Origin of the sequence: Nonomuraea sp. NPDC003709, from assembly GCF_040610775.1 — a bacterium.
Classification (GTDB): Bacteria; Actinomycetota; Actinomycetes; order Streptosporangiales; family Streptosporangiaceae; genus Nonomuraea; species Nonomuraea angiospora_A.
In genome coordinates, this window is sequence record NZ_JBEXMW010000045.1 from 40,079 (window position 1) to 64,921 (window position 24,843).

At 71.8% G+C, this 24,843-nt stretch carries 22 protein-coding genes and 1 pseudogene; 16 read left to right on the forward strand and 7 right to left on the reverse strand.

Annotated elements, in window-relative coordinates; translation table 11 throughout:
• Position 1: 1 nt before the first annotated feature.
• Positions 2-1,828, reverse strand: a complete 1,827-nt coding sequence (locus tag ABZX61_RS61875) for a histidine kinase (protein ID WP_355211644.1) — start codon at positions 1,826-1,828, stop codon at positions 2-4.
• A 114-nt stretch (positions 1,829-1,942) separates the two neighbouring features.
• Between ABZX61_RS61875 and ABZX61_RS61880 the strand changes: the two genes are divergently transcribed.
• From ABZX61_RS61880 to ABZX61_RS61895, 4 genes are all read left to right on the forward strand, one after another.
• Positions 1,943-2,548 (forward strand): response regulator transcription factor, encoded by a 606-nt coding sequence (locus ABZX61_RS61880; protein WP_355211647.1) that lies wholly within the window; start codon positions 1,943-1,945, stop codon positions 2,546-2,548.
• Positions 2,549-2,689: 141 nt separating this feature from the next.
• On the forward strand, positions 2,690-3,580 hold the full coding sequence (locus ABZX61_RS61885) for an alpha/beta hydrolase (RefSeq protein WP_355211649.1): 891 nt from the start codon (positions 2,690-2,692) through the stop codon (positions 3,578-3,580).
• Entirely contained in the window at positions 3,580-4,623 is a 1,044-nt protein-coding gene (locus ABZX61_RS61890) for an aldo/keto reductase (protein ID WP_355211652.1), read from the forward strand. Before ABZX61_RS61885 ends, ABZX61_RS61890 begins: the two co-directional genes overlap by 1 nt.
• Positions 4,624-4,650: 27 nt before the next feature.
• The gene (locus ABZX61_RS61895; RefSeq protein WP_355211655.1) at positions 4,651-5,961 is read left to right on the forward strand and encodes an alpha/beta fold hydrolase; all 1,311 of its coding nucleotides are present in this window, start codon (positions 4,651-4,653) and stop codon (positions 5,959-5,961) included.
• A 134-nt stretch (positions 5,962-6,095) separates the two neighbouring features.
• Here ABZX61_RS61895 and ABZX61_RS61900 read toward each other — a convergent pair whose 3' ends face one another.
• Positions 6,096-7,058, reverse strand: a complete 963-nt coding sequence (locus ABZX61_RS61900; protein WP_355211658.1) for an aldo/keto reductase — start codon at positions 7,056-7,058, stop codon at positions 6,096-6,098.
• Positions 7,059-7,165: 107 nt separating this feature from the next.
• Between ABZX61_RS61900 and ABZX61_RS61905 the strand changes: the two genes are divergently transcribed.
• Entirely contained in the window at positions 7,166-7,786 is a 621-nt protein-coding gene (locus tag ABZX61_RS61905) for a TetR family transcriptional regulator (protein WP_350742078.1), read from the forward strand.
• A 318-nt stretch (positions 7,787-8,104) separates the two neighbouring features.
• Entirely contained in the window at positions 8,105-9,394 is a 1,290-nt protein-coding gene (locus ABZX61_RS61910; RefSeq protein ID WP_355211662.1) for a glycoside hydrolase family 30 beta sandwich domain-containing protein, read from the forward strand.
• Between the two features lie 42 nt (positions 9,395-9,436).
• Here ABZX61_RS61910 and ABZX61_RS61915 read toward each other — a convergent pair whose 3' ends face one another.
• The gene (locus ABZX61_RS61915; protein WP_355211664.1) at positions 9,437-11,197 is read right to left on the reverse strand and encodes a GAF domain-containing protein; all 1,761 of its coding nucleotides are present in this window, start codon (positions 11,195-11,197) and stop codon (positions 9,437-9,439) included.
• Between the two features lie 117 nt (positions 11,198-11,314).
• On the opposite strand from ABZX61_RS61915, the gene ABZX61_RS61920 reads away from it, so the two are divergent.
• From ABZX61_RS61920 to ABZX61_RS61945, 6 genes are read left to right on the forward strand one after another with little or no spacing between them, the layout of a single operon-like run.
• Complete coding sequence (locus tag ABZX61_RS61920) at positions 11,315-12,778, forward strand: aldehyde dehydrogenase family protein (RefSeq protein WP_355211667.1); 1,464 nt, start codon at positions 11,315-11,317, stop codon at positions 12,776-12,778.
• A 31-nt stretch (positions 12,779-12,809) separates the two neighbouring features.
• Positions 12,810-14,207 carry an MFS transporter gene (locus tag ABZX61_RS61925; protein WP_355211670.1) on the forward strand — a complete coding sequence of 466 codons (1,398 nt, stop codon included), beginning with the start codon at positions 12,810-12,812 and terminating at the stop codon, positions 14,205-14,207.
• Entirely contained in the window at positions 14,204-15,397 is a 1,194-nt protein-coding gene (locus tag ABZX61_RS61930; protein ID WP_355211673.1) for an FAD-dependent monooxygenase, read from the forward strand. Before ABZX61_RS61925 ends, ABZX61_RS61930 begins: the two co-directional genes overlap by 4 nt.
• A gap of 24 nt (positions 15,398-15,421) precedes the next feature.
• Positions 15,422-15,868 carry a hypothetical protein gene (locus ABZX61_RS61935; protein ID WP_355211676.1) on the forward strand — a complete coding sequence of 149 codons (447 nt, stop codon included), beginning with the start codon at positions 15,422-15,424 and terminating at the stop codon, positions 15,866-15,868.
• Positions 15,865-16,836 carry an amidohydrolase family protein gene (locus ABZX61_RS61940; RefSeq protein ID WP_355211679.1) on the forward strand — a complete coding sequence of 324 codons (972 nt, stop codon included), beginning with the start codon at positions 15,865-15,867 and terminating at the stop codon, positions 16,834-16,836. Before ABZX61_RS61935 ends, ABZX61_RS61940 begins: the two co-directional genes overlap by 4 nt.
• Positions 16,833-17,903, forward strand: a complete 1,071-nt coding sequence (locus tag ABZX61_RS61945; protein WP_355211682.1) for an NADH:flavin oxidoreductase/NADH oxidase — start codon at positions 16,833-16,835, stop codon at positions 17,901-17,903. The genes ABZX61_RS61940 and ABZX61_RS61945 overlap by 4 nt, the downstream gene beginning before the upstream one ends.
• Before the next feature lie 9 nt (positions 17,904-17,912).
• On the opposite strand, the gene ABZX61_RS61950 is transcribed toward ABZX61_RS61945, so the two are convergent.
• The 3 genes from ABZX61_RS61950 to ABZX61_RS61960 form a co-directional block, all read right to left on the reverse strand.
• A complete protein-coding gene (locus ABZX61_RS61950; protein WP_355211685.1) occupies positions 17,913-18,587 on the reverse strand; it encodes a hypothetical protein in 675 nt (224 codons plus the stop codon).
• A complete protein-coding gene (locus ABZX61_RS61955) occupies positions 18,584-19,093 on the reverse strand; it encodes a SigE family RNA polymerase sigma factor (RefSeq protein WP_355211688.1) in 510 nt (169 codons plus the stop codon). Before ABZX61_RS61955 ends, ABZX61_RS61950 begins: the two co-directional genes overlap by 4 nt.
• Before the next feature lie 86 nt (positions 19,094-19,179).
• Positions 19,180-20,073 (reverse strand): LysR family transcriptional regulator, encoded by an 894-nt coding sequence (locus ABZX61_RS61960; protein WP_355211691.1) that lies wholly within the window; start codon positions 20,071-20,073, stop codon positions 19,180-19,182.
• A 121-nt stretch (positions 20,074-20,194) separates the two neighbouring features.
• On the opposite strand from ABZX61_RS61960, the gene ABZX61_RS61965 reads away from it, so the two are divergent.
• From ABZX61_RS61965 to ABZX61_RS61980, 4 genes are read left to right on the forward strand one after another with little or no spacing between them, the layout of a single operon-like run.
• A complete protein-coding gene (locus ABZX61_RS61965; RefSeq protein ID WP_350742054.1) occupies positions 20,195-20,734 on the forward strand; it encodes a nuclear transport factor 2 family protein in 540 nt (179 codons plus the stop codon).
• A gap of 57 nt (positions 20,735-20,791) precedes the next feature.
• On the forward strand, positions 20,792-21,301 hold the full coding sequence (locus tag ABZX61_RS61970; protein ID WP_350742052.1) for a PadR family transcriptional regulator: 510 nt from the start codon (positions 20,792-20,794) through the stop codon (positions 21,299-21,301).
• Complete coding sequence (locus ABZX61_RS61975; protein ID WP_355211696.1) at positions 21,298-21,990, forward strand: ABC transporter ATP-binding protein; 693 nt, start codon at positions 21,298-21,300, stop codon at positions 21,988-21,990. The genes ABZX61_RS61970 and ABZX61_RS61975 overlap by 4 nt, the downstream gene beginning before the upstream one ends.
• Complete coding sequence (locus ABZX61_RS61980; RefSeq protein WP_355211699.1) at positions 21,987-24,491, forward strand: FtsX-like permease family protein; 2,505 nt, start codon at positions 21,987-21,989, stop codon at positions 24,489-24,491. The genes ABZX61_RS61975 and ABZX61_RS61980 overlap by 4 nt, the downstream gene beginning before the upstream one ends.
• Positions 24,492-24,513: 22 nt before the next feature.
• On the opposite strand, the pseudogene ABZX61_RS61985 reads toward ABZX61_RS61980, so the two are convergent.
• Positions 24,514-24,843 (reverse strand): annotated as a pseudogene (locus ABZX61_RS61985) (hypothetical protein); the annotation flags it as partial.

A 24,843-nucleotide genomic window follows, 5' to 3' on the forward strand; every position in this document is an offset into this window, starting at 1 on the left:
CCTAAGGGCCTGTGGCGAATTCGGCGACCAGTTCGAAGCGGCCGCCCCTTTGCGATCCGGCGGTGAGCCGGCCTCCGGTGCGTTCGGCCAGGCCGGTCAGCCCTGATCCGCCGGGGCCCGGTCGCGGGGCTGAGGGCGGGGCTTCGGCGGCTCCGTCGTTGACGACGCGCAGCCGGACCGTGTGGCCCACGGAGACGATGGTGATGGTGCAGGTTCGGGCGGTGCTGTGCCGTACGACGTTGGTGACCGCCTCGCGCAATGCCGCGGCCATCGCCGTGTCCACCTCGGGTGGCAGGGGTCCGGTCTCGACGGTGGCGACGGTCCGTATCCCGGCGGTCTCCAGGACGGTGTGCGCCGCGGCGAGTTCCTGGTCAAGGTTCAGCCCCACGGTCGCGTGGGCCACTGATTCCAGTTCGGCCCGTGCGCGCTCGACCAGTTCGGGCAGTGCGGCCAGTTCGGCGCGGGCGCGTGCCGGGTCGATGTCCAGCAGCCGCTCGCACAGCTCTCCCTTGAGCGCCACCGCCGACAGGCTGAAGGACAGCAGGTCGTGCAGGTCGCGGGCGACCCGGGTGCGCTCCTGGATGAGGGCTTCGCGGGTCAGGTCCCGCTCGGCCTGGTGCAGCAGGACCACCAGATTCGACAGCCGGATCAAACCGTAGGAGACCCAGGTGAGGATGGTCAGGGATATCAGGTTCGCCGCCATCCCCGCCAGGTTGGATGCCGGCGGCGGGTAGAAGAGGAGCGCGATGTACAGCGCCACCGCCACACCGGTGAGGATCAGGGAGCGCGGCGGCCGCATGCGGGTGAGCACCAGCCCGAGGAAGAAGGGCCACAGGCAGGTGAGGAAGACGAGCTCCCAGAGCAGGTAGCCGAACGGTATGACGGGGACACCCAGCAGCAGCCCGAGAAGGATCAGCTGCTTGCGTGACGGCTTCATCAGCAGCTGGACCGCTCCGGCCGCGGCCATCAACGGCACCGTCAGGAGCAGGGTCCACGGCCGGTGGTAGGTCACGACGGAGACGACCGCGTGAAGCGTGGCCTGGCAGGCGATCAGCGCGGCCAGCATGAGGCGCGCCACCTTCGGCGACTCGATCGGCGGCGGCAGAGGGGGCGAGACGCGGTAGCCGGCGGCCGTCGCGCGGATGTCGGCCAGCGCCTGCCGGGCGGCGCCGACGGCCACGTGGAGCCGGTCGCGTGCGATCTCCGGTTCGGCGTCGACGGCTTGCGCGAGCCGCTCCGAGACCGCTCGCAGGTGCTCGCCGACGACCGCGCCCAGTTCGCCGCCGAGCCGTCGCCGTTCCCGCTGCAGCTCCAACCGCGCCAGATCCCCGCGCGCCGCGTCGAGCCTGGCCGCCATCACCGTCAGGGCGTACAGGCCGAAGACGATCAGACCGTTGGTGGCGGTCTTCAGCGTTCTGATGATCGTCGTCAGCACGTCGTCGCCGGCCCACAATCCGGCCACGCCCGTGGCGACCAGGAGGAGCCCGAACAGCGGCCAGGCCACCCGCCCCCGGAAGGAGCACAGCACCGCGACCGCCAGCGGCCACGGCAGCCACTCCCAGTGCGTGCCCGCGACGGCGAACGGCACGGCGTACAGGATCACCAGCGCCGCCAGCAGGCCGTTGCGGACCCGGAGGCGATGCGGCCCGGTCAGCAACGCCACCAGCGGCGGATAGGGAGCCATCGTGACGAGCACGACCGGCCACCCCAGCCCTTCCTCCAACGCCACCATCAGCCGGAAGGTCATGATCAGGCCGAGGGCGGCCCACATCATCGCCCGCACCAACCGCAGCCGCGTATCCCGAGTGTCGTCCAACTCGTCGTCCACCGGGTCGTCCTTCACTGCCGCGTCGGGAAAATGGAGATTAGTGGGACCAATCATCCGGTACCACCTGCTTGACACCACACCGGGTTGCCGGAAGGCCTGGTGATAATGTTCGGCGTGATCAGGATTCTGCTCGCCGAGGATGTGGAGCTGCTGCGTTCGGCGCTGGTGGGGCTGCTGTCCTTGGAAGACGACCTCCAGGTGGTGGCGGAGCTCGCCTCTGGCGCGCTCATCGTGCCGACCGCGCTGGAGGTCCGGCCTGACGTGGCCGTGCTCGACATCGACCTGCCCGAGGTGGACGGCCTGACCGCCGCCGAACGGCTCCGCGAGCGGCTGCCCGGGTGCCGGGTGCTCATCCTGACCGGTCTGAACCGGCCGGGCCAGCTCCGCCGGGCGCTCGCCGCTCAGGTGGCGGGGTTCCTGCCCAAGGACGTACGGCACGCCGAGCTGACCGGTGCGATCAGGACCGTCGCCTCGGGAGGCCGGGTGCTGGACCCGGCGCTCACGGCAGCGGCGCTGGAGGCGTCGGCAAGCCCCATGTCGCAGCGGGAGACGATGGTGCTGCGCCTGTCGGCCACGGGCGCCTCCCCTGGGGAGATCGCCGAACAGCTCTTCCTCACCCCCGGGACCGTCCGCAACTACCTCACGTCCGCGGCGGCGAAACTGGACGCTCGCAATCGCGTCGACGCCATCAGGATCGCCACCGAGGCGGGCTGGATCTGAGGCCGCCCGTCGCTATGAAAAATTCACAGCTCAACAGGTGACGGACACGCTATCGAGCGGCCCGTCAGATTTGAAAATCTCCTCTCCGGCAAGCGCCGTACTCCGCAGGTGACGCCTGCGTGAGAGCGAAGGAGATTCCTGATGTCGATGGAAAAGGTCGAGTTCGGCAGCGACGGGCACCGGCTGACCGGCGACCTTCACCTGCCCGAGCCCGGGACCGGCCGCGGCGCGGTGGTGCTGACCGGCCCGTTCTCCGGGGTGAGGGACCAGGTCACCGGCTACTACGCGGAGCGGTTCGCGCAGCGTGGATATGTGGCCCTGGCCTTCGACCACCGCAACTGGGGTGACAGCGAGGGCGAACCGCGTCAGCACGAGGACGCCTCAGCGAAGGTCTCGGACCTGCGCAACGCGGTCGGCTTCCTGGCCACCCGGCCGGAGGTCGACCCCGACAAGATCGCGCTGTGCGGGGTGTGCCTGGGCGGGATCTACTCGGTGCAGCTCGCCGCGTTCGACCCCCGGGTCAGGGCCGTCGCGTTGATCGCGGCCGCCTACAACAACCCCGAGCTGATCCGTGACCGGTTCGGCGCGGAGAACTTCGCGGCGCTGATGGCCCAGTTCGCGCAGATGGCGCAGCGGCAGTCCGACACCGGCGAGATCGAGTACTGGCCCGCCGTCAACCCCGAAGGCATGCCCGCGGGGAACCCCGGCCCGGAACCGTACGAGTACTACGGGACGGAGCGAGGGGCCCGGCCCGGCTGGGAGAACCGCTGCACGGCGCTGTCGGTGCTGCAGGAGCTGGCGCTGGACGTCGACTCCTACCTGCCGCTGGTCTCCGCTCCTCTGCTGATCGTGCACGGCACCGGCGACCAGGCCATTCCCGTGGCCGACGCGCAGGCCGCCTTCGCGGCGGCGCCCGAGCCCAAGGAACTCTTCCTGCTCGACACCGGCAACCACATCGAGTTGTACGACGACGACCGTTACGTAATCCCTGCCATTGATTGGACCGTTTCGTTCTTCGACAGGAGCATGTGATGCGTTACCGGCTGCTTGGCCGCACCGGTCTGCGGGTGTCGGACATGTTCCTGGGAACGATGACCTTCGGACAAGAGTGGGGGTGGGGCGCCTCCGTCGAGGAGTGCCGCAAGATGTTCACCGCCTACGCCGAAGCGGGCGGGAACGTGATCGACACCGCCAACCGGTACACCGAGGGCAGCAGCGAGCGGATCGTCGGAGAGCTGCTCGGCTCCGACCGCGACCGTTTCGTGCTGGCCACGAAGTACACCCTGACCATGGACGGCACCGACCCCAACGCCAGTGGCAACCACCGCAAGAACCTGGTCCGTTCGGTCGAGGCCAGCCTGCAGCGGCTGGGCACCGACTACCTCGACCTCCTGTGGGTCCACATCTGGGATCCCAACACGCCCGTCGAGGAGACCATGCGGGCCCTCGACGATCTCGTACGGGCGGGCAAGGTGCTGTACGTCGGGATCTCCGACGCGCCCGCCTGGCTGATCGCCCAGGCGAACACCATCGCCGAGTTCCGCGGGTGGACCCCGTTCGCCGGCCTCCAATTGCCCTACAGCCTCGTCAAACGCGACATCGAGCGGGAACTGCTGCCCATGGCCGCCGCCCTGGAACTGTCGGTGGCCGCGTGGTCGCCGCTGGCCGGAGGCGTCCTGTCGGGCAAGTTCACCAGGAGCGGCGCCGAGGGCCCCTCCCGGGTCGAGCGGGCCACCGTCTCCGAGCGCGACCTGGCCGTCGCCCGTACGGTGGACGCCGTGGCCGACGAACTCGGCGTTTCCTCGTCGCAGGTCGCCATCGCCTGGACGCGAGCGCACCGGCCCTGGATCCACCCGATCCTCGGCGCCCGCACCCTGGACCAGCTGACCGACAACCTCGCCGCGATCGAGCTGGACCTGCCCGGAGAGGCGGTGAACCGGCTGGAGGAGGCCGCCGCGATCGAGCTGGGCTTCCCGATGGAGTTCATCCTGGACACCACGGCCGACTTCGTCTACGGACCCAGCGGAAAGCAGGTCGACGGCCGCCACGCGGCAGGTCCCGTTCGTTCCCGCTGACCAATCCCCAATGAAGAGGAGCCTCCCATGAGGTCTGTTCGTCATGCCCTGCTGACCGGCGTCCGCCGGCTCTCCCTGGCCGCCGCGGTCGGTGCCGTCCTGGCCACCGTGCCTGCCACCGTGTCTGCCACCGTGCCTGCCACCGTGTCTGCCACCGTGTCTGCCACCGTGTCTGCCACCGGCGCGAACGCCGACGATTGCGACCAGGCCTGCCAGATCGACTGGGCCTGGGCCGCCCAGCGGCAGAACGCCCTGCCTCGCACCGCCTTCTACGATGCGCCCGACCCGCTGCCGTGGGCACCGGGCGGGACCCTGATCCGCGCGAAGACCACCTCCGACTACGTGGTGGAGGGCAAGCCGGTCGAAGCCGTCCGCGTGCTGTACCACTCCCGTACCTCCCGGGGCCGGGACGTGGCGGCCTCCGGCGTCGTCCTGGTGCCGCAGGACCGCCCGCGTCCGGCCGGTGGCTGGAAGGTGGTCGTGGACGCGCACGGTGCCAGCGGCATCGCGGCGGGCTGCGCGCCGTCGCTGATGCGCGACCTCTACCACGGCAACCAGATGGTCCGGTTCCTGGAGCAGGGCTACGCGGTGGTCGCCCCGGACTACGCGGGCCTGGGCACGACCGGCCGTCCGGAACTGCTGAACAAGGCCGCCGCGGCGGAGGACATCGCCGGTGCGGTACGGTCCGCGCGCCAGGCGGTGCCAGGCCTGTCGGGCGAGTGGGTGCTGTGGGGCCACTCGCAGGGCGGCGGCGCCGCACTCGCCTTCGCCGAACGCCAGCTGACCCGCCCGGTGCCGGGCTACCGGGGCGTGGTCGTCACCTCGCCCGCCGCCGACCTGCCCACCCTGGCCGCCCACGTCGCCACGACCGTCCCGTACGGCGGATTCGCCCCGCTGCTGGCCCAGGGCGCCGCGTACAGCGACCCGGCGATCGACGTCGGACGCCTGCTGACCCCGGTCGCCGTGGCCCGCATGGACGGCGCCAGGAACGGCTGCCTGGGCGTGGCCACCGCGGTGTACGCGGATCTGACCGGGCCGGCGCTGATCCAGCCGGGCTACTCCGGCGACCCGCGCTTCACCCGATACCTGCGCGACAACAGCGTCGGCCAGAAGCGCGTCGCAGGTCCGGTGCTGTTCCTGCAGGGCGGCGCGGACACCGTCACCCCCGAATCGGTCAACACCAAGGTCGCCGCCGAACTCCGCGGCACCGGCTCCCAGGTCACCTACCGCGTCTACGACGGCCTGGAGCACGACACCTACGGTGCCGCGACCGGGATCGACGACGGCGCGATGGCCGACATCCTCGCCTGGGTCGGGGCCCGCTTCGCCGCCCGCTGAAGCCCTGCGAGTGCCCGCGGGCTTGCCCGGCCCGGCCGCTCACCGTCGCGCCGAGAACCCGAGGACCCGCAGCCGCTGCCCACCTCGGGGTGCCGCACGCCGTGCGGGCCCCGGGTGGCTGCGGAGGTCGGGGTTCAGACCCAGGTGGGGAGGGAGGCCTCGGCGTAGCGGCCGCCGAAGCCGCCGGTGGGCAGGATCGCCGCGATGGCGTCCAGGTCGGCGGGGGTGAGGACGAGGTCGGCGGCGGCGGTGTTCTCCTCCACTCGCTCGGGGGTGCGGGTGCCCGGGATCGGCACGATGTCCTCGCCCTGGGCGAGGATCCACGCCAGAGCGAGCTGGGCGACAGTGGCGCCCTTGCCGGCGGCGAGCTCCGACAGCTGCCGTACGGCCTCGACGTTCTTCTCGAAGTTGCCCGGCTGCCAGCGCAGGTCGCGGTTGCGCATGTCGCCCTGGTCGTAGGATCCGGCGGGCTGGGCGGTGCCGGTCAGGAAGCCGCGGCCCAGAGGGGAGTAGGCGACGAACCCGATCCCCAGCTCCCGCAGCGTCGGGAACAGCTGCTCCACGTCCCGCTCGAACAGCGAGTACTCGGTCTGCAGGACCGACACCGGCTGCACGGCGTGGGCCTTGCGGATCGTCTCCGGCCCCGCCTCGGACAGGCCGAGGTACTTCACCTTCCCGGCCTCGATCAGCTCCCCGACGGCCCCGGCGACGTCCTCGATCGGCACCTTCGGGTCGACCCGGTGCTGGTAGAGCACGTCCACGTGGTCCACGCCGAGGTGGCGCAGGCTGTTGTCGAGCACCTCGCGGATGTGCTCGGGACGCGAGTCGGTGCCGTAGTCGCGGGTGAATCCGAACTTGGTGGCGATGGTGATCTCGTCCCGGAACGCCGCGACGGTCTTGCCGACCAGCTTCTCGTTCTCGCCCCACCCGTACAGCTCCGCGGTGTCGAAGTGGGTGACGCCCAGCTCGTGGGCCCGCTGGATCGAGGCCGCCCCACCGGTCTCGTCGGCGGGCCCGTAGGCGAAGGAGATGCCCATCGACCCGAAGCCGATGGCTGAGGCGGCCAGACCCTGACGGCCAAGAGTGCGCTCCTGCACAGCAATTCCTCCAAAGTCAAACCAAACCGTTTGGTATGAACGCTTCTCACACTACTCGCCGGATCGGCGAGGTCAAACCGAACGGTTCGGTTGACTACAGTTGGGGCATGGCCAGCACCGATTCCACCCACGACCGGATCATCGCCGCCGCCCGCGCTGAGTTCGCCCAGCACGGGATCGCCGGCGCCCGCGTCGACCGGATCGCCAAGGCCGCCAGCACCAGCAAGGAACGCGTCTACGCCTACTTCCGCAGCAAGGAAGGGCTGTACGAGCACGTCGCCTCCGCCGAACTCGTCGCCGCCGCCGACGCCGCCCACCTGGACCCCGCCGACCTGCCCTCCTACGCCGGCCAGCTGTTCGACTACTTCACGGCCAACCCCGACCGGCACCGGTTCATCCTCTGGGGCCGCCTGGAACGGGCCGCCGCACCCAGTGAGACCCCCTACACCGGCGCCGTCCTGCGCACGCTCCCCGCCAAGATCGAAAAAATCCGGGCCGCCCAAGCCAACGGTGATCTCGATCCCGCCTGGGATCCCATCGACATCCTGGCGCTGGTCGTCCAGATCGCCATGACCTGGATCGACCAGACCGAACTCGGCGCCGTCGCCCCCCGTACCGCCGCCGACCCCAGCCCGGCCGCCCGCCGCGCCGCCGTCATCCGCGCCGTCGCCACGCTCTTCCCGCCCGCCACCTCCCGCGAACGGACAGAGGCCCCGACGGCCGGCTGACGTGCCTGCCGGCGGCCCGCGCCGCATTGCCCGCGCAGGTGAAAGTTTCACAGAATTCACCCGTCGGAAACTGCGTAATTTGCGGCGGATAAGGAGTTGATTTGTCGCCTGCAGGAAGGGCCGTGCCGCCGCGCCGGTTGACGGGTCGCAGTAAGGGCTTTACGTTCCTGCAGAGATGTTAGCGCGAACAATCAGCGCAGGCCGTACGCGGGAAATCAGCGACTCTGGACACTCTTGCTGCCGATGCCAGGCCGGGGCGCATCCCTAAAGTGGGAGCGCTCCCAAAGGGCTCGGCACCAACAGCCACGAGGAGGAGACATGACGCAAGGTCGGAACGAGCCCGTCGGCGGCGAGCGGCGATCGCTGAGCCGGAGAACCGTCCTGGCGACGATGGGAGCCCTGCCGGTCCTCACGGCCGCGACACCGGCCGCGATGGCTGCCGCCGCTGCGGTCATCGATGCGTCGGTGCAGCGGCAGACGATACGGGGCTTCGGCGGCATGACCCACACCGCCTGGATCGGCGACCTGACGGCTGCCCAGCGGGACACGGCGTTCGGCACCGGCGAGGGCCGGCTGGGGTTCTCGGTGCTGAGGATCCCCGTCCCCGAGAACCAGGCGGACTGGGGCCGTGATCTGGCGACGGCCAGGCGCGCGAGCGAGCTCGGGGCGGCCGTCATCGCGTCGCCGTGGAATCCCCCCGCCCGCATGGTCGAGACCTTCGTCCGCGGCAGTCAGACCAACGCCAGGCGACTCAGATACGACATGTACGGCGCCTACGCCCAGCACCTGAACGACTTCACCACCTACCTGCGGAACAACGGGGTGAATCTGTACGGCATATCGGTGCAGAACGAGCCCGATTACGCGCATGACTGGACGTGGTGGACTCCCACCGAAATGGTGCGGTTCCTTCGGGAGAACGCCGGCTCGATCGGCACCAGGGTCATCGCGCCCGAGTCCTTCCAGTACCTGAAGAACATGTCGGACCCGATCCTCAACGACTCCACGGCGCTCGCCAACGTGGACATCATCGGGGCGCACCTCTACGGCACATCGTTCGCGAACTTCCCCTATCCCCTCTTCAAGCAGAAGGGCGCGGGCAAAGAACTCTGGATGACCGAGGTCTACTACCCCAACAGCTCCGATTCGGCGGACCTGTGGCCCCAGGCGCTCGACGTGGGGGAGCACCTCCACCGCGCCATGGTGGAGGCGGAGTTCCAGGCGTACATCTGGTGGTACATCCGGCGCGGCTACGGCCCCATGCGCGAGGACGGCCAGATCAGCAAGCGCGGTGCCAACATGGCACACTTCGCCAGGTTCGTCCGCCCCGGGTATGTGCGGATCGAGGCGACGGCGAGCCCGGCGTCGAACCTCTACGTGTCGGCGTACCGGGGTGGCAGCTCCACGATCGTCGTGGTCGCCATCAACAAGGGGACCTCCGCGGTGAGCCAGCAGTTCACCCTGAGGAACAGCACCGCGTCCAGGGTCTCGTCCTGGCTGACCGACGCGGGCAGGAACGTCGCACCCCAGGGCACGACCAGCGTGTCGAACGGTTCCTTCACCGTCACGCTTCCCGCTCGAAGCGTGACGACCTTCGTGACCGCGTGACCCGGACCATCGGCGGAACCGACGCCGAGCCGGGAGACAGGCTCACACCCGGTCGTGCGCGGCGTCGGTTCCTTCCGCCACGTCGAGCACGATGAGGGCGGCACGGGCGTCGACCACTGCCTGGGACGAGCGGAGATCGAGGCCGGTGAGGGCTTCGATGCGGCGAAGGCGCTGGCTCACGGTGTTCGGGTGCAGGGTGAGGCCCCGGGCCGTCAGGTGGCGGTCCACGCCCGAGTCGAGGTAGGTGCGGAGGGTTCGCAGCAGCGCGGCTCCGTGGTCGTGGTCGTACCTGAGCAGGGCGCCGAGCGTACGGTCGGCGTACGCCCGCAGCCGCACGGGATCGCCGAGTTGCAGGAGAAGCCCCGCGACGCCGAGATCGTCGAGGGTGATCGTGCTGCCGCTCCGCCCGGCATGGCCGGCGACAGTGAGCGCGCCGCGTGCCGTGCGGTAAGCGTTCAGGAGGTCGCGCTGGGCCGGGTCGGCCACGGCGACGGTGGCGTCGTCGACCCCGCGGGCAGAACGCACGCTCCGCCGGAGCGCGTCGGCGGCGGGTCTGCCCGCCGCGGGGCCGGTTGCGACGACGGGCCACAGGGCGACGATGACGTCGCGGTGAACCGCGACGAGCGGTCGGGGACGCACACCCGACGCGAGCGCGACGGCCTCGGTCAGCGCGCGCTGGACGGCGCCCGCCGGAGCCGGGCCTCCGCCCGTGGTCACCTGGGCGACCAGGGTGAGATGGTCCCGGACGAGATCGTGGCCGAGCAGGCCGGCGCGATCACGTACGGAGGGTGACGTGGGGTCGGCGCCGGCGAGGAGGTCGGCGAGGAGGTCGCCGCGCAGGTTCTGCTCGACCTCAAGGGCGGTGCGCCGGCGCAGGAGTTCGAGGGACAGCACGATGGAGGCGTGCTCGAGGGCCCGGCGGTCCAGAGGTGCGAGCTCGCCGGCCCGGCCCGGAACCCAGACCCGGGCGGCCACCTCCCCTTCGAGGACGACGTCGGCGACGACGTGCGGGCCCTGCTCGCGGACGAGCCCGCCCCCGTCGGCGCGCCGGCCGTAACCGGCATCACCAGGGAGATCGGGCGGACCTCCGGCCTGGGCGAGGACCTCGCCGCGCACGCCCTGGACCAGCACCGGAGCGCCGAGAAGATCGTGCAGGGCGCCGGCGATGCCCTCGACCCCGCCCGCGCGTACGGCGACGCGCAGCAGGCGTTCGTGGATCTTCTCCGAGCGCATCACGAGGTCGCGCTGGTCGCGCAGATCGTCCAGCACCCGTGCCGAGGTGATGGCGAGGGCCGCGTGCTCGGCGAGCAACTGCAGCCGGTCGATCTCCTCGGGGCCGAACTCGTGCACGGCCGAGCGATAGCTGTTCAACGTGCCGATCACGCCGGAGGCGGTGACCAGGGGGACCGACAGCATGGACCGGTAGCCCTGCTCGCGGGCGACGCCGCCCCAGATGAAGTCGGGCTCGAGGGAGATGTCGGCGACCGCGCACGGCCGGCCCGACCGGTACGCCCGGCTGGACGGAGCGCCGCCGGACGCGTCGGCCTCCAGCCGGACCGGCCGGTCGGAGTTGACCCGGGCGACGTACTCCTCGGTGAGCCCGCTCCAGCCGGCGATCACGAGGTTCCGCTCCGCGGGGTCCGGCACCAGCACGCCGCAGAAGTCGAGCCCGAGCAGCTCCCGGGCGGTCGCGGCGACGAGGTCGAGGACGTCCCGCAGCCCCCTGCCGGCGTTGACCGCCGCCGTCAGGGCGCTGACCGCCGCCAGCCAGCTGCGCAGCTCCGTGGCATCTCCACCGTCCATGCCGTGAATGTACATCGCAACACTTGATGCCGAAAACAGTGTCATTTCGAACATGGTCCTGGCGACACTTCGCCGTAACACTGAGTTCATCGAAGTCGCACCACCGGAGGTCATGGCATGTCGAACTCCCCCGAGGAACCCAGGGACCGGCCGATCATCGATCCGGCCACCGGCGCCGTGATCCGTACGGTGCCGGACAGCACTCCGGGCGAGGTCGACGCGGCGATCCGCCGGGCGCGGGCGGCGTTCCTGGACGGGCCGTGGCCGGCGCTGACCCGGAGCCGGCGGGGCCGGCTGCTGCTCCGCGCGGCCGACGTGATCGAGGACGCGGCGGAGTCGCTGTACCGGCTGGAGACCCGCAACAACGGCCGGCCGGTCACCGAGACGCGCGCCCAGCTCTCCCGGGTCCCCGAGTGGTTCCGCTACAACGCCGGCCTGCTCGCCGCACAGCGCGACGCGGTGCTGCCGTCCGACGGCCCCTACCTCACCTACCAGCGCAGGGCGCCGCTGGGCGTCTGCGGCATCATCACGCCCTTCAACCACCCGCTGCTCATCCTGGCGCGCAGCCTCTCCGCCGCCCTGGCCACGGGCAACACGGTCGTGGTGAAGCCGTCCGAACTGACCCCTCTGTCCACGCTCGAACTGGTCGGCCTCCTGCACAAGGCGGGCCTGCCGGAGGACGTGGTCACCGTCGTGACCGGCGGTCGCGAGGTCGGCGAGCGGCTCACCGGACACCCGGACATCGCCAAGGTCACGTTGACCGGCGGCACCGAGGCCGGGCGCGCCGCCGCCGTGGCGACCGCGGCGCGGTTCGCGCGCGTCACCGCCGAGCTCGGCGGCAAGACACCGATCGTGGTCTTCGACGACGTCGATCCCGAGGTGGCCGCGGAGGGCGCGGCGTTCGCGGCCTTCGTCGCGGCAGGCCAGTCCTGCGTGGCCGGATCCCGGTTCCTCGTGCAGCGAAGCGGCTACGACCGCTTCGTCTCGGCGCTGGCCCGCCGTGCCGAGGCGATCCGGATCGGCGCCCCGTCCGACGCTCGCACCCAGCTCGGCCCGATGGTGAGCGCCGCGCAACGGGACAAGGTCCTGCGGATGATCGCCGTGGGCGTGGAGGAGGGCGCGCGGCTCGTCGCGGGCGGCGGCGTCCCCGATCTGCCCGAGCCGCTGAGCGGCGGCTTCTTCGTCCGCCCCACCGTCCTGGCCGGCGCCTTGAACGACATGCGGGTGGCGCAGGAGGAGATCTTCGGCCCGGTCGCCGTCGTGGTGCCGTTCGAGGACGAGGCCGACGCCGTCGCGAAGGCCAACGACAACCGGTACGGCCTCGGCGCCGGCGTCTGGACCCGCGACCTCGCCCGCGGACACCGCGTCGCGGACCGGATCGCGGCCGGGATGGTCTGGGTCAACGACCACCACCGCCTGGAGCCCTCGCTGCCCTGGGGCGGGATCAAGGAGTCCGGCACCGGCCGCGACGCGGGCGCCGAGTCCTTCGACGACTTCACCTGGATCAAGACCGTCGTGGCCCGCACCGCGCCCGACGACGTCGACTGGTACGGCGCGGACACGCCCGGCCGCCTCAACTGACCTCCGCACCCCCCGGCCAAGGAGAACGTCCATGCCGAAAGAATCGTACGAATCACCGCCCGGCCACTGGCGCGCCGAGATCACCCGCACGCAGTGGCTGGTCCTGGCGGGCACGACGATGGGCTGGGCCCTCGACGGGTTCGCGGCCAGCCTGTACGGGCTGGTCCTGGGCCCGGCGATGATCGAGCTGCTGCCGCACAGCGGTATCGCCGCGGACGCCGGAAGCATCGGCCTCTACGGCGGCCTCACCGTCGCGCTGTTCCTCCTGGGATGGGGCACGGGCGGCATCCTGTTCGGAATGCTGGCGGACCACTTCGGACGCGTCAAAGTGCTGTCGGCCGGCATCATCACGTACGCCGTGTTCACCGCGCTGGCCGCCTTCGCCGACACCTGGTGGCAGCTCGGCGTGTTCCGGTTCATCGCCGGCCTCGGGTCCGGCGTGGAAGCTCCGGTCGGCACCGCGCTGGTCGCCGAGGCCTGGCGCAACCGCCACCGGGCCCGGGCATCCGGCGTGATGATGTCCGGCTACGCCATGGGCTTCTTCATCGCCGCGCTGGCCTACGCCGTCCTCGGCGGGCACGGCTGGCGGCTGATGATGGGCATCGCCGTCATCCCCGCGCTGCTGGTGTACTTCATCCGCCGGCACGTCCCCGAGCCGCCGGAGATCAGCGGCAGCATCGCCGCGCGCCGGGAGCGCAAGGCCCGCGGGCACCGCACCGCGCAGGACCGGTTCGTGCTGCGGCGGCTGCTGACCCGCCCGTTGCTGAGGCACACGCTGATCGGGACCGGGCTGGCCACCGGTTCCCTGGTCGCCTTCTGGAGCGTCTCGACCTGGTACCCGCAGGTGATCCGGCAGGCGGCCGCGGCCGCGGACCTGCCCGCCGCCGTCGCCAACGAGCGCGTCGCGGTCGCGTCGATGCTGTTCAACGCGGGCGGCATCCTCGGCTACGCCAGCTGGGGCTTCCTCGCCGACGTGATCGGCCGCCGCAGGGCCTTCGCCACCAGCTTCGCGATCTCCGGCGCGAGCGTGGCGTTCCTGTTCCCCTTCTCCCACACCCACACCACGTTCCTGCTGGTCATCCCGATCGTCGGGTTCGGCCTGTACGGCGCCCTGTCGGGGATCCTCGTCTACGGACCCGAGCTCTTCCCGCCGAGCGTGCGGGCGACCGGCATCGCGCTCTACAACGGGATCGGACGCTATATCACCGCGAGCGGCCCGCTGGTCGCCGGCGTCGTCGCCGCCTCCTGGTTCGGCGGGGACCTCGGGCTCGCCACGACCTGCGTCGTCGCCGTCGGGATGCTGGGCTCGCTGGCCCTGTTCGCCGCACCCGAGACCCGCGGCGCCCCGCTCCCGGACGATCCCGTGCCCGCCGCCCCGTCGAGCCATCCCGACCGCGACGCGGTCAGCGCCGGAGAGGAGACCCGGTGACGTCCCGCTACGAAGGTGCCCGCGCCGCCGTCATCGGCGGCTCCATCGGCGGGCTGACCGCCGCCCTGCTGCTGCGCGACCTCGGGTTCTCGGTCGAGGTGTTCGAGCGCACCCCCACCCCGCTGGACGGGCGGGGCGGCGGGATCGTCCTGCAGCCCGACACCGTACGGTGGTTCACCGAGCGCAGTACGCAGAGCCTCGACGCTCTGAGCACCGCGACGGAGTACGTCCAGTACCTCGACCGCGACAACGGGATCGTGCACCGCGATCGGCGCCGCTGGACCCATACCTCCTGGGGCACCTTCTACCGGGGCCTGCTCGCGGACTTCGGCACCGACCACTACCACCTCGGGGAGTTCGCCTGTGGCGTCGCGCAGGAGGCCGAGCACGCCACCGTCCGGTTCGTCAGCGGCCGCCGGGCCGAGGCCGAACTGGTCGTCTTCGCCGACGGCATCACCTCGACCGGCCGTCCCCTGCTCGACCCCGGCGCCCGGCTCGAATACTCCGGCTACATCGGCTGGCGGGGCACCGTACCGGAGCACGAGCTGAGCGGGACGACCCGCGCCCTGCTCGGCGACGCCATCTCCTACAGCGTGGTGCCGCACTCGCACATCACGCTCTACCCGATCCCCGGCGAGCGCGGCACCGGCCCGCGGGACCGGCTGATGAACTACGTCTGGTACCGCAACGTGCCGGCAGGCGGACAGCTCGCGGAGATGCTCATCGACAAGCGCGGCTTCACCGGCACCGTGTCCCTGCACCCGGGCCAGGTCCAGGACCGCTACGTCGAGGACATGCGCGAGGCGGCCGCCCGGTCGCTCGCGCCCGCCGCGGCCGAGGTCATCGCGGCCACCGAACACCCCTTCATCCAAGTGGTCTCCGACATCCGCTCCACGCGGATGGCCGACGGCAGGGTGGCCCTGGTCGGCGACGCGGCCGCGGCAGCACGCCCACACGCCGCCGCGGGCACCGCCAAGGCGGCCGCGGACGCCTGGGCGCTCGCCGACGCCCTCGCATCCGCCGACGGCGACATCCCCGCCGCCCTGCGCAAATGGGAGCCCGGGCAGCTCGAACTCAGCGCCAGGCTGCTGGAGCGCGTGGTGGCGATGGGGGAACGCTCACAGGTCCACAACACCTGGACGCCCGGAGACCCCAGCCTGCGCTTCGGGCTCTACGGCCCCGGCCGCTGACACACAACCAGATGAGGAGATGAGATGTCCGACACCGCTTCCCTGTCCGACCTGCCGCTGGCCGGCGACCTGGTGGCCACCGGCTTCGACGGCTGGTCCGACGACCTTCGCGCCGAGTTCGACGCGCACGCCCACGACGGCGAGGTGGGCTCGAGGCTGCTCAGCGAGACCGACCGGGTCCGGGTCTGGGAGATCAGGCTCGCGCCCGGCGAGCGCTGGCACGCCCATCGGCACGTCCTGGACTACTTCTGGACCGCGGTGAACGCCGGCCGCAGTCGCCAGCACACCAGTGACGGGACCACGCGCGAGGTCTCCTACTCCGCCGGTGAGACCCGGCACTTCGTCTTCGGGGCGGGGCAGTACCTGTTGCACGACATCGAGAACATCGGCGACACCGACCTCGTCTTCACCACCGTGGAGCACCTCGACAGCGCGAACGCGCCGCTCCCGCTGCCCGGGGCCGGTCGATGATCGGTCCCCTCGCGGACGGCCCGATCGACGTCCACGCGCACTGGCTGCCGCCCGAGTTGTTCGACCTCCCGCCGGGGGCGCCGTACGGCCCGTTGCACGACCGCGACGGCGAACTCCACCTCGGCGACGTCCCCCTGTCCATCCCGACCCGGGCGATGAGCGACGTGCCCGCGATCCTGGACGACATGGCCGCCGCCGGGATCGGGGTCCGGGTGCTCTCGGCTCCTCCGTTCGCCTTCCCGGTCGCCGGCCCCGCCGCACCGTACGTGGACGCCTTCAACGACGCGCTGGCCCAGGTCGTGAGTGGCTCGGGCGGGGCCCTGGCCGGACTGGGCCTGGTGTCCCTCGACGACGCGGAAACGGCGACGGCGCAGCTCAAGCGGCTCGCCGCGCTGCCCGGGGTCGCCGGGGTGGCCGTCCCGCCCGTGCTCGCCGGCGCTTCGCTCGACCGCGGCGTACTGCGGCACGTCCTCGGCGTCGCCGCCGCGTTGGGGCTGTCCGTGCTGGTGCACCCCATGCAGCTCCCGCGCCCGGAGTGGCGCGACCACTACCTCGCGAACCTGGTCGGCAACCCGGTCGAGACGGCCACCGCGGTCGCGGCGCTGTTGCTCGGCGGGGTCGTCGAGCAACTGCCGGACCTGCGGATCTGCTTCGCGCACGGCGGCGGATGCGCGCTCGGCCTGCTCGGCCGCTGGGACCACGGGTGGCGGACCCGCGCGGACGTGCGGCGCGACTCGGCCCGGCCGCCGGGCGAGACCGTGCGCTCGTTGTGGTTCGACACCGTCACCCACGACCGCGCGCTGCTCGGCCTGCTCACCGCGAAGGCAGGGAAGCAGGCCGTGGTGTGCGGCAGTGACCATCCCTTCGACATGGCGCAGCGCGACCCCGTCGGTTTCGCCGAGGCGGGTGGCCTCGACGCGGCCACGCTCGCCGCCAACGCGCGCGCGTTCCTGGGGGTGCCGGCATGAGCACGCTCTTGAGCCCGCTGACGCTGCGCGGGCTCACCCTGCCGAACCGGGTGTGGCTGTCGCCGATGTGCCAGTACAGCGCCGGCCCCGACGGCGTACCGGCGGACTGGCACCTCGTCCATCTCGGCGCCCGGGTGACAGGTGGCTTCGGACTGGTGCTCACCGAGTCCACCGCGGTCTCGCCGGAGGGGCGGATCAGCCCGCGGGACACCGGCTTGTGGTCGGACGAGCAGGTCGCGGGCTGGCGGCGGATCACGACGTTCGCGCATGCGCACGGCACACCGATCGGCGTGCAACTCGGCCACGCCGGACGCAAGGCGTCGACGTTTCCGCCCGGGCTCGGGAGCGGCTCGATCCCGGTGGCGGACGGCGGCTGGACCGCGCTCGGGCCGTCGCCGCTCGCCTACCGCGGCTATGGCACACCCGCGCAGGCGAGTGTCGCCGACCTCGACCGGGTCGTGGCGGACTTCGCCGCCGCGACCCGGCGCGCGGCCGCGGCCGGCTTCGACGTCGTCGAGATCCATGCCGGGCACGGGTACCTGTTGCACCAGTTCCTCTCGCCGCGCGCCAACCGGCGGACGGACCGCTACGGCGGCAGCTTCGACAACCGGGTCCGGCTGCTGCTGGAGGTGGTCGATGCCGTGCGCGGGACATGGCCGGCCGAGCGGCCCCTGCTCGTCCGGGTCTCGGCCACCGACTGGGTGGACGGCGGCTGGACGCCGGAGGAGACGGTCGATCTCGCCCGGCTCCTGCACGACCGCGGAGTGGACCTGCTCGACGTCAGCACCGGCGGGCTGGACCCGGACCAGCGGATCCCGGTCGGCCCCGGCTACCAGGTCCCGTTCGCCCGGCAGGTGCGGGACAAGGCGATGCTGCCGGTCGGCGCGGTCGGCCTGATCACCGACCCGGACCAGGCCGAGACCGTGCTCGGCGAGGGCTCCGCCGACGTCGTCCTCCTGGGGCGGGAGGCACTGCGAGATCCGTCGTGGCCGCTGCGCGCGGCCGCGCGCCTCGAACCGGCCACCCTCCGGGACCGCTATCCGCGGCAGTACCTGCGTGCCGTCTGAATCAGGTCGTCACACGGCGATCTTCTGCAAGGTCTTCCCCTTGGCGTCGGTGATGTCGAGCCTCAGCACGTCCGTTCCCGGGGGATACTTGATGGCCCAGAGCCCGAGCCCCGGGCTGACATCCCGGGCGAGGTTCGCCAGAAGCCTCCGCCCGTCCTTGGCGACGGCCGTCACTCCGTGGACGTCGTCCTTGGCGATACCGAACCAGACGGCGTTACCCCGAAGCTTGCCCTGGATACGGGCGAACTCCTTGGTGAGCGGCGGAAATCCGGAGCACGAGCTACCATTCGGGCCGCTCTCGCACAGGAGGAGCTCACCCTTGCGGGGCGCGTCGCTCACCCACATCACCAGCGGTGGTACGGAGGCGATCTTCCCCTTGGGGGGATGCTTCTTCTTGAGTTCCGCGAATCCCCTGCCGGGCCGTGGCGTGGTCGTGATCGTGACCGTGGCGGACGGCGCGGTGGGCACGGCGGCGACGATGCTGTTCTGGCGCTCCGACCATGGGTGAACCGACCAGGCCAGGACAACGGCCGCGGCGACCCCCACCGCCGACGTCGCGGCGACGGCAGCACGACGGCGTCTGCGCCGGGCGCGTCCCGTCGCCATGGCCCGGCTCACGTTCGTCGTGCTCGGCGGCCCCTCTTGGCGCGCCAGCGAGTCGAACACCTCTTTGACATCCATCACGATTCCTCCGTACGTGCGAGACGGGACTCCGGCGCGCCGAGCAGCGAGCGCAGGGTGGCCAGGCCGCGCGCGGTCTGGCTTTTGACGGTTCCGGTGGAGCAGCCCAGCGCGTGGGCGGTCTGCTCCACGCTCAGGTCACAGTGGAAGCGCAGCACGAGGGTGGCGCGCTGGCGGGCGGGAACGGCGGCCAGAGCCCGGTTGACGTCCATGACCAGGTCCCGGTCGCCGCCCTCGGCCGGCCGGTCGGACGGAGTGGGCGTAAGACGTACCCGGGAGAACCAGCTCCCTCGCTGTTCGGCGAGGAAGACCCGGATCAGCATCGTGCGCACGTAGGCGTCGAGGTCGTCCGCGGCCCGTGCCTGGCGCCATTTGACGTAGAGCCGCGTTATCGCCGCCTGCACCAGATCGTCGGTGCGGTGCCAGTCCTGGCACAACGGGTATGCGATCTTCCTCAGCCAGGACAGCCGGCCACTCACATAGGCGGTGTACTCCTCGTCAAGGCTCATTGGTCTCCCCGATAGATGGCTTCACACCCCAGGAGATGCGTCCGGCCCGGGCGCAGGTTGCAACCCGCCGGCCGATGGATGGTCGCTCAGGCGGAAGTGACCAGGTCGTGAGCGGCCTCGGCGAAGGCGCGGACCCGGGCGGTGGCGCCGTCGGACCGCCACAGCAGTCCCCATCGCAGCGGCGGCGCGTCGCTGATGTGGACGTAGGCGACGTCGGGGCGTGCGTAGTAGCGCCTGGCCTGGGCTCCGACGGGGAAGGCGCCGTGGCCGGCGCCGATGAGGGTGAGCATCTCGTTGAACGTCGAGGCCGCGGGACCCGGCTCGATCGGCCGTCCGGAGGGGGTGACGTCGGGGGTGCGGTCCTGTCGCAGCGAGACGGGCAGGGTGTCCGGTAGCTGGAGGAGCTTGACCCTGGACAGGTCCTCGAGCGAGACCGACGTACGGCGGGCGAACGCGTGCCCGGACGGCACGGCGAGCATGCGCGCCTCGGACACCAGCACCGGGCCGGTGGCGATGTCCGGCTCCTCGATGGGGAACGTGCCCAGCGCGAGATCGACCTGGCCGTCGCGCAGCCAGGGCATGAGATCGACCATCTGCGCCTCGCGAAGCTGCACCTCGCAGTCCGGCAGCCGCCGGTGGAACAGCTCGGCGGCCCCCGCGAGCAGCTGCCCGCCCGCCGCGCCGACGAAGGCCACCCGCAAGGTGCCGGTCAGGCCGCGACCGGTGTCGATCGCCCGCGTGAACGCGGCGGCGATCTGGTTCCAGGCGGGCCGGACCTCCTCGTACAGTCGCCGCCCCACCGGGGTCAGCTCCACCCGGCGGCTGGTACGGGTGAACAACGGCACCCCGGTCCGGCGCTCGAGCTTGGCGATCGTCTGGCTGATCCGGGCGGTGGACACGCGCAGCCGCTCGGCGGTACGGCCGAAGTGCAGCTCCTCGGCCAGGGTCAGGAACGCCTCCAGCTCATGCCGCTCGAGCATGTCACCTCCAGATCGTTAACTGTCGCTTCACGATCCTTCCACAGAGCCGCGTTGATCGCCCTTCGCCCCGGGACGAGAGTGGTACCCGCCAGACACCCTCTGACCTGTACGGGAGCAAGCCATGTACGTCACCGCCGACCACGCCGTCGCCACCCCGGCGAACGACCCGGACGCACTGGTACGGGAACTTCGGGACCGCGCCGAGATCCTCGACGCGCTGTACCGGTTCGGCCTGGGCCAGGACCTCAAGGACAAGTCGCTGTTCGCCTCCGCCTTCGCCGCCGAGGCGGAACTCGACTTCCGCCCCGCCGCCGCCAAGTGGGGCGGCCGGCCACCGGTGATGTCCGGGCGGGACACGATCGTCGGCACCATCCTGACCATGTTCACCGGCCGGGTGGACACCACCCACCAGGTCACCAACCCCCGCATCGCCGTGGACGGGGACACCGCGCGGCTGACGGCCCTGGTGGAGGCCCAGCATCTGCTCACCGCCGACCACGCCGTCTTCGCCCTGCTGAAGAACCCCTATGACGTCGACCTGGTCCGCGACGGCGAGCGCTGGGTCATCCGCCGCGTGCGCATCGACAACGCCTGGTACACCGGCGACCCCACCGCGATCTTCGGCTCCCCGGCGACGACGCCTTCACCCCGGCCGCGCTGAACCGAATGCGGCGGATCCGCTTGAGCGATGCATACTGCATATGCATACTTAGTATCCATGTCGATCAGGCACGGCCTGCTGGCGCTGCTCAGCAGAGGGCCTCGGCACGGCTACCAGCTGCGGGTGGAGTTCGAGGCCTCGACCGGGGCGACCTGGCCGCTCAACATCGGCCAGGTCTACGCGACGCTGTCCCGCATGGAGCGCGACGGCCTCGTCGAGCCGGGCGAGTCGGACGAGCAGGGCCGGGTCGCCTACACGCTCACCGCGGCCGGCCGGGCGGAGCTGGCGCGATGGTTCAGCACCCCCATCGTCCAGTCCGACCGGCCGCGCGACGAGCTGGTCATCAAGCTGGCCATGGCCGTCGAGGCCAAGGAGGTGGACGTCGCCGAGGTCATCCGCCGGCAGCGTACGGCGACCATGCGCGCCCTCCAGCAGCTGACCAAGGCCAAACGGGCTGTGACGGGAGGCGCGGCCCAGCGGCTGGTGCTCGATTCCATGATTTTCCGGGCCGAGGCCGAGCAACGGTGGCTGGACCACTGCGAGGCCGTTCTCAAGGAGGAAACATGACGCTTGTACGGCTGGCCGAGGTGGCCAGAGTCCACGGCGAAGGGGCGACAGCCGTACACGCTCTCAAGGGCGTGAGCCTGGAGGTCGACGCGGGGGAGCTGGTCGCGGTCATGGGCCCGTCCGGGTCGGGCAAGTCGACCCTGCTCAACCTCGTGGGCGGGCTGGAGCAGCCCACGTCGGGCACGGTGCACGTCGACGATCAGGATCTGGCCGCCGTACGCGACCTGGCGGCATTACGGCGGCGCAGCGTCGGCTACGTCTTTCAGGACCTCAACCTGATCCCGTCGCTGACGGCGGTGGAGAACGTGATGCTGCCGCGCGAGCTCGACGGCGCGCGCCCACGCCTCGCCCGCGAGGAGGCCATGGTCGTGCTGGCGGAGACCGGCGTGGAAGAGCTGGCCGACCGCTTCCCCGACGAGCTGTCCGGTGGCCAGCGCCAGCGGGTCGCGATCGCCCGCGCTCTGGTCGGAGAGCGGCGCCTGGTGCTGGCCGACGAGCCGACCGGTGCGCTCGACACCCGCACCGGCGATGAGATCCTGCAGATCTTACGCGCCCGCTGCGACGCGGGCGCGGCGGTTCTACTCGTCACCCACGAGCCGCGCTACGCCGCCTGGGCCGATCGGGTGGTGTTCCTGCGTGACGGGATGGTCGCGGATTCCACGGACGTGCCGCTGGAGAGCGCCCGATGAGCGCCGTTCTGGTCGCGCTGCGCCTCGCCCGCCGCAACGCGTGGCGTTCCCGGGGGCGAAGCGCGCTCATCATGGTGATGATCGGCCTGCCTGTCCTGGTGATCACGGCGATGCTCACCCTCGCCGCGACCATGAGCGTCAGTCCGCGGGAGGGGCTGGTGGCCGAGCTCGGCGCGGCCGACGCCCTTCTCATGCAGGCACCCGAGGGTACGGTGCTCCGCCAGGAGCCGAACGGGACGAGCTGGAGCGGGGGCGGTGAAGGAGCGACCGTGCCCCGGCGCGCCGCCGCCGAGGTGGGGGCGCTGCTCGGACCGGGCAGCAGGTTGATCCCGTTCGATGCCGGTGTGCTCCAACTGGGCAGCGAGCGGGTCGAGGCGCTGCGGACCGACCTGCGCGATCCCCTCACCAAGGGGATGCGGACGCTGAGCGAGGGCAGGTTGCCCGCGGCCGCCCGCGAGGTCGCGGTGACCTCCGCGTTCGGCCTGCGGCCCGGCGATCTCCTGCGGCCGTCCGGCGCGGCGCCGCTGACGGTGGTGGGCGTGGTCGAGCACCCGAACCGGCCCTCGCTGCGGCAGGTCGTCGGTCCCGATCTCCCGCTGGCGTCGGTGAATGAGTTCTGGTCTCCGCGCGAGAACGGCACCGGATGGCTCGCCGACACCGCCGAGCCCGTGTCCTGGACCCGCGTGAGCGCGCTGAACAGCGCCGGTCTGTACGTCACCTCGCGCGCCATGATGACGGACCCTCGCTCGCGGGCTCGTGACTCGGGCTTCGACGTCCAGTCCACTGTCGGGATCGGCACCATGGTGATCATGGTGGTGCTGGTGACCGTGCTGCTGGCCGGGCCCGCTTTCGCGGTCGGGCTCAGGAGGCGGCGCCGGGAACTGGCCGAGATCGCGGCCCAGGGCGGCTCGGCCGCGCACCTGCGGACGATCGTGGTGGCCGACGGACTGCTTCTCGGCGGGGCCGCCACCTTCGTGGCGACGGTGCTGGGCATCGGGGCGGGAACGCTCGGCGCCCCGATCATGGCGCGCTGGGGCGGACAGGTCGGCCCGCCGGAGGTGCCGTGGCCGCCGGTTCTGGCCGTCGCCGCTCTGGGCCTGCTCACCGGGATCGTGGCAGCGCTGGTGCCCGCCGTACAGGCGGCTCGGCAGAACAGCGCGGCGGTGCTGGCCGGCCGGACGCCCGCGGTGGCCGATCGGCCGGGATGGCCGCTGGCGGGGGCCGCGCTGGTGCTGGCCGGACTGGGGGCGACCGTGGTGGCGCGGCGCCAGCCGGGTTCGGTGTGGGTGCTCGCCTCCGCCGTGCTGGTCCTGCTCGGGCTGGTGGTGCTGACGCCGTGGCTGGTCCGTTGCACGGGGCGGCTGGCCGGGCGGTTGCGGCTCCCGTTGCGGATGTCCGTACGTGACGCGGTCCGCCACCGATCCCGTACGGCGAGCGCGGTGGCGGCGGTCATGGCGGTTACGGCCACCGTCGTGGCGGTGGGCATCGGCACGTACAGCGAGTACATGGACCAGCGCAACGCCTACACCTCGGCGCGCCCGACCGGCATGCTGGCGATCTGGGCCGGAAACATCGGCGATCCGGCCTGGAGCAGGCTTCGCGCCGAAGCCGCCCGCCAGTTGCCGGGCGTGCCGCTGGCCGCCGGTTACCAGGTGAAGGACGCCAAGGGCCACCGCTACGCGTTGCGGTACACGGTGCGATGGAACGGCACCCGCACGCGTCGCACGGCGGCCGTCGGAGACCAGACTCTGCTCAGGCTCCTGCAGGGGCGCCATGATCCGCAGGCGGCCGCGGCGCTGGCGAGCGGGAAGGCCGTGGTGTTCGACCCGGCCGCGCTGCGGGACGGCAAACTCGCGCTGCGGGCGAGCTCCACGTCCGGCCCCGCGCGCAAGCTCGACGTGCCCGCGGTGCTGGCCACACCCGCCGACGAGCACCAGGGCGGCGCCCTGCTGCCGCGCGCCCTGGTGGAGCAGGCCGGTTTCGCGACGGCGGAGCGCCAGCTCTACGCCATGTACCGGCCGTCGGCGAACTCGACGCTGGCGCGTGATCTGGCCAAGGTGACCCCCCGCGTCACGGTCGCCTCCGAGGAGGGCTACCGCAACATGCCCGACCCCGCCCCCGGCCTGTGGCGCTGGCTCGGCGGCGCTCTCGTCCTCGTCGTCGGCGGCACGCTGGCCGCCACCCGCCTGGCAGCCGCCGACATGCGGCCCGAGCGGGCGACGATGGTGGCCATCGGCGCCCCGCCCAGGATGTCGCGGGCGGTCGTGGCGGGCCAGGCCCTCTACATCTCCGGGCTCGGCGCCCTGGTGGGGCTGCTCGCGGGAACGGTGACGGGCCTGGCCCTGACCCGGCCGATGACGACGCGCGGCGCCGGAGATCCCGCCACGATCGCGATACCGTGGCCGTTTCTCGTCGCCGTGGTGATCGGGCTGCCCGTTCTGGCGAGTGCGGCGGCGCTGATCACCCGGGCCAGGCTGCCCCTCGCCCGCCGGCTCCTGTGACACCGACCGGCTGGACGGTCGCTCATCCTTCGGCCAGGGGCGCGCCTCGGTAGGCGCGCCAGAGGGCGAGGTCGTAGCCGAGGCCCAGGGCCGCGCCGAGCAGCAGCGGAGCTCCCAGCGCGGCCAGGGTTCCGGTCAGCAGCGTGGTGGCGGCGATGGGAGCGGCCGAGACGGCGATGCTGCGGGCCATGCTGGTCATGCTGGCGGCGGCCGTGCGATGCGCGGTGGGCACGACCGCGGCCGTGAAGGCCTGCCGCGCCGGTACGTCGATCTTGGAGACCGTCTGGCGGAGCAGCAGCAGGGTGACGGCGGTGGCGAGGTTCTGGGCGAACGGGATGCAGGCCAGCAGCAG

Excerpts from the sequence above, each read along its gene's own strand:
- ABZX61_RS61910 (WP_355211662.1), top strand. The coding sequence starts at position 8,105 with ATGACGCAAGGTCGGAACGAGCCCGTCGGCGGCGAGCGGCGATCGCTG.
- ABZX61_RS61925 (WP_355211670.1), top strand. The coding sequence starts at position 12,810 with ATGCCGAAAGAATCGTACGAATCACCGCCCGGCCACTGGCGCGCCGAG.
- ABZX61_RS61960 (WP_355211691.1), bottom strand. The coding sequence starts at position 20,073 with ATGCTCGAGCGGCATGAGCTGGAGGCGTTCCTGACCCTGGCCGAGGAG.
- ABZX61_RS61965 (WP_350742054.1), top strand. The coding sequence starts at position 20,195 with ATGTACGTCACCGCCGACCACGCCGTCGCCACCCCGGCGAACGACCCG.
- ABZX61_RS61920 (WP_355211667.1), top strand. The coding sequence starts at position 11,315 with ATGTCGAACTCCCCCGAGGAACCCAGGGACCGGCCGATCATCGATCCG.
- ABZX61_RS61915 (WP_355211664.1), bottom strand. The coding sequence starts at position 11,197 with ATGGACGGTGGAGATGCCACGGAGCTGCGCAGCTGGCTGGCGGCGGTC.
- ABZX61_RS61940 (WP_355211679.1), top strand. The coding sequence starts at position 15,865 with ATGATCGGTCCCCTCGCGGACGGCCCGATCGACGTCCACGCGCACTGG.
- ABZX61_RS61955 (WP_355211688.1), bottom strand. The coding sequence starts at position 19,093 with ATGAGCCTTGACGAGGAGTACACCGCCTATGTGAGTGGCCGGCTGTCC.
- ABZX61_RS61970 (WP_350742052.1), top strand. The coding sequence starts at position 20,792 with ATGTCGATCAGGCACGGCCTGCTGGCGCTGCTCAGCAGAGGGCCTCGG.
- ABZX61_RS61885 (WP_355211649.1), top strand. The coding sequence starts at position 2,690 with ATGTCGATGGAAAAGGTCGAGTTCGGCAGCGACGGGCACCGGCTGACC.
- ABZX61_RS61935 (WP_355211676.1), top strand. The coding sequence starts at position 15,422 with ATGTCCGACACCGCTTCCCTGTCCGACCTGCCGCTGGCCGGCGACCTG.
- ABZX61_RS61895 (WP_355211655.1), top strand. The coding sequence starts at position 4,651 with ATGAGGTCTGTTCGTCATGCCCTGCTGACCGGCGTCCGCCGGCTCTCC.
- ABZX61_RS61975 (WP_355211696.1), top strand. The coding sequence starts at position 21,298 with ATGACGCTTGTACGGCTGGCCGAGGTGGCCAGAGTCCACGGCGAAGGG.
- ABZX61_RS61980 (WP_355211699.1), top strand. The coding sequence starts at position 21,987 with ATGAGCGCCGTTCTGGTCGCGCTGCGCCTCGCCCGCCGCAACGCGTGG.
- ABZX61_RS61945 (WP_355211682.1), top strand. The coding sequence starts at position 16,833 with ATGAGCACGCTCTTGAGCCCGCTGACGCTGCGCGGGCTCACCCTGCCG.
- ABZX61_RS61905 (WP_350742078.1), top strand. The coding sequence starts at position 7,166 with ATGGCCAGCACCGATTCCACCCACGACCGGATCATCGCCGCCGCCCGC.
- ABZX61_RS61890 (WP_355211652.1), top strand. The coding sequence starts at position 3,580 with ATGCGTTACCGGCTGCTTGGCCGCACCGGTCTGCGGGTGTCGGACATG.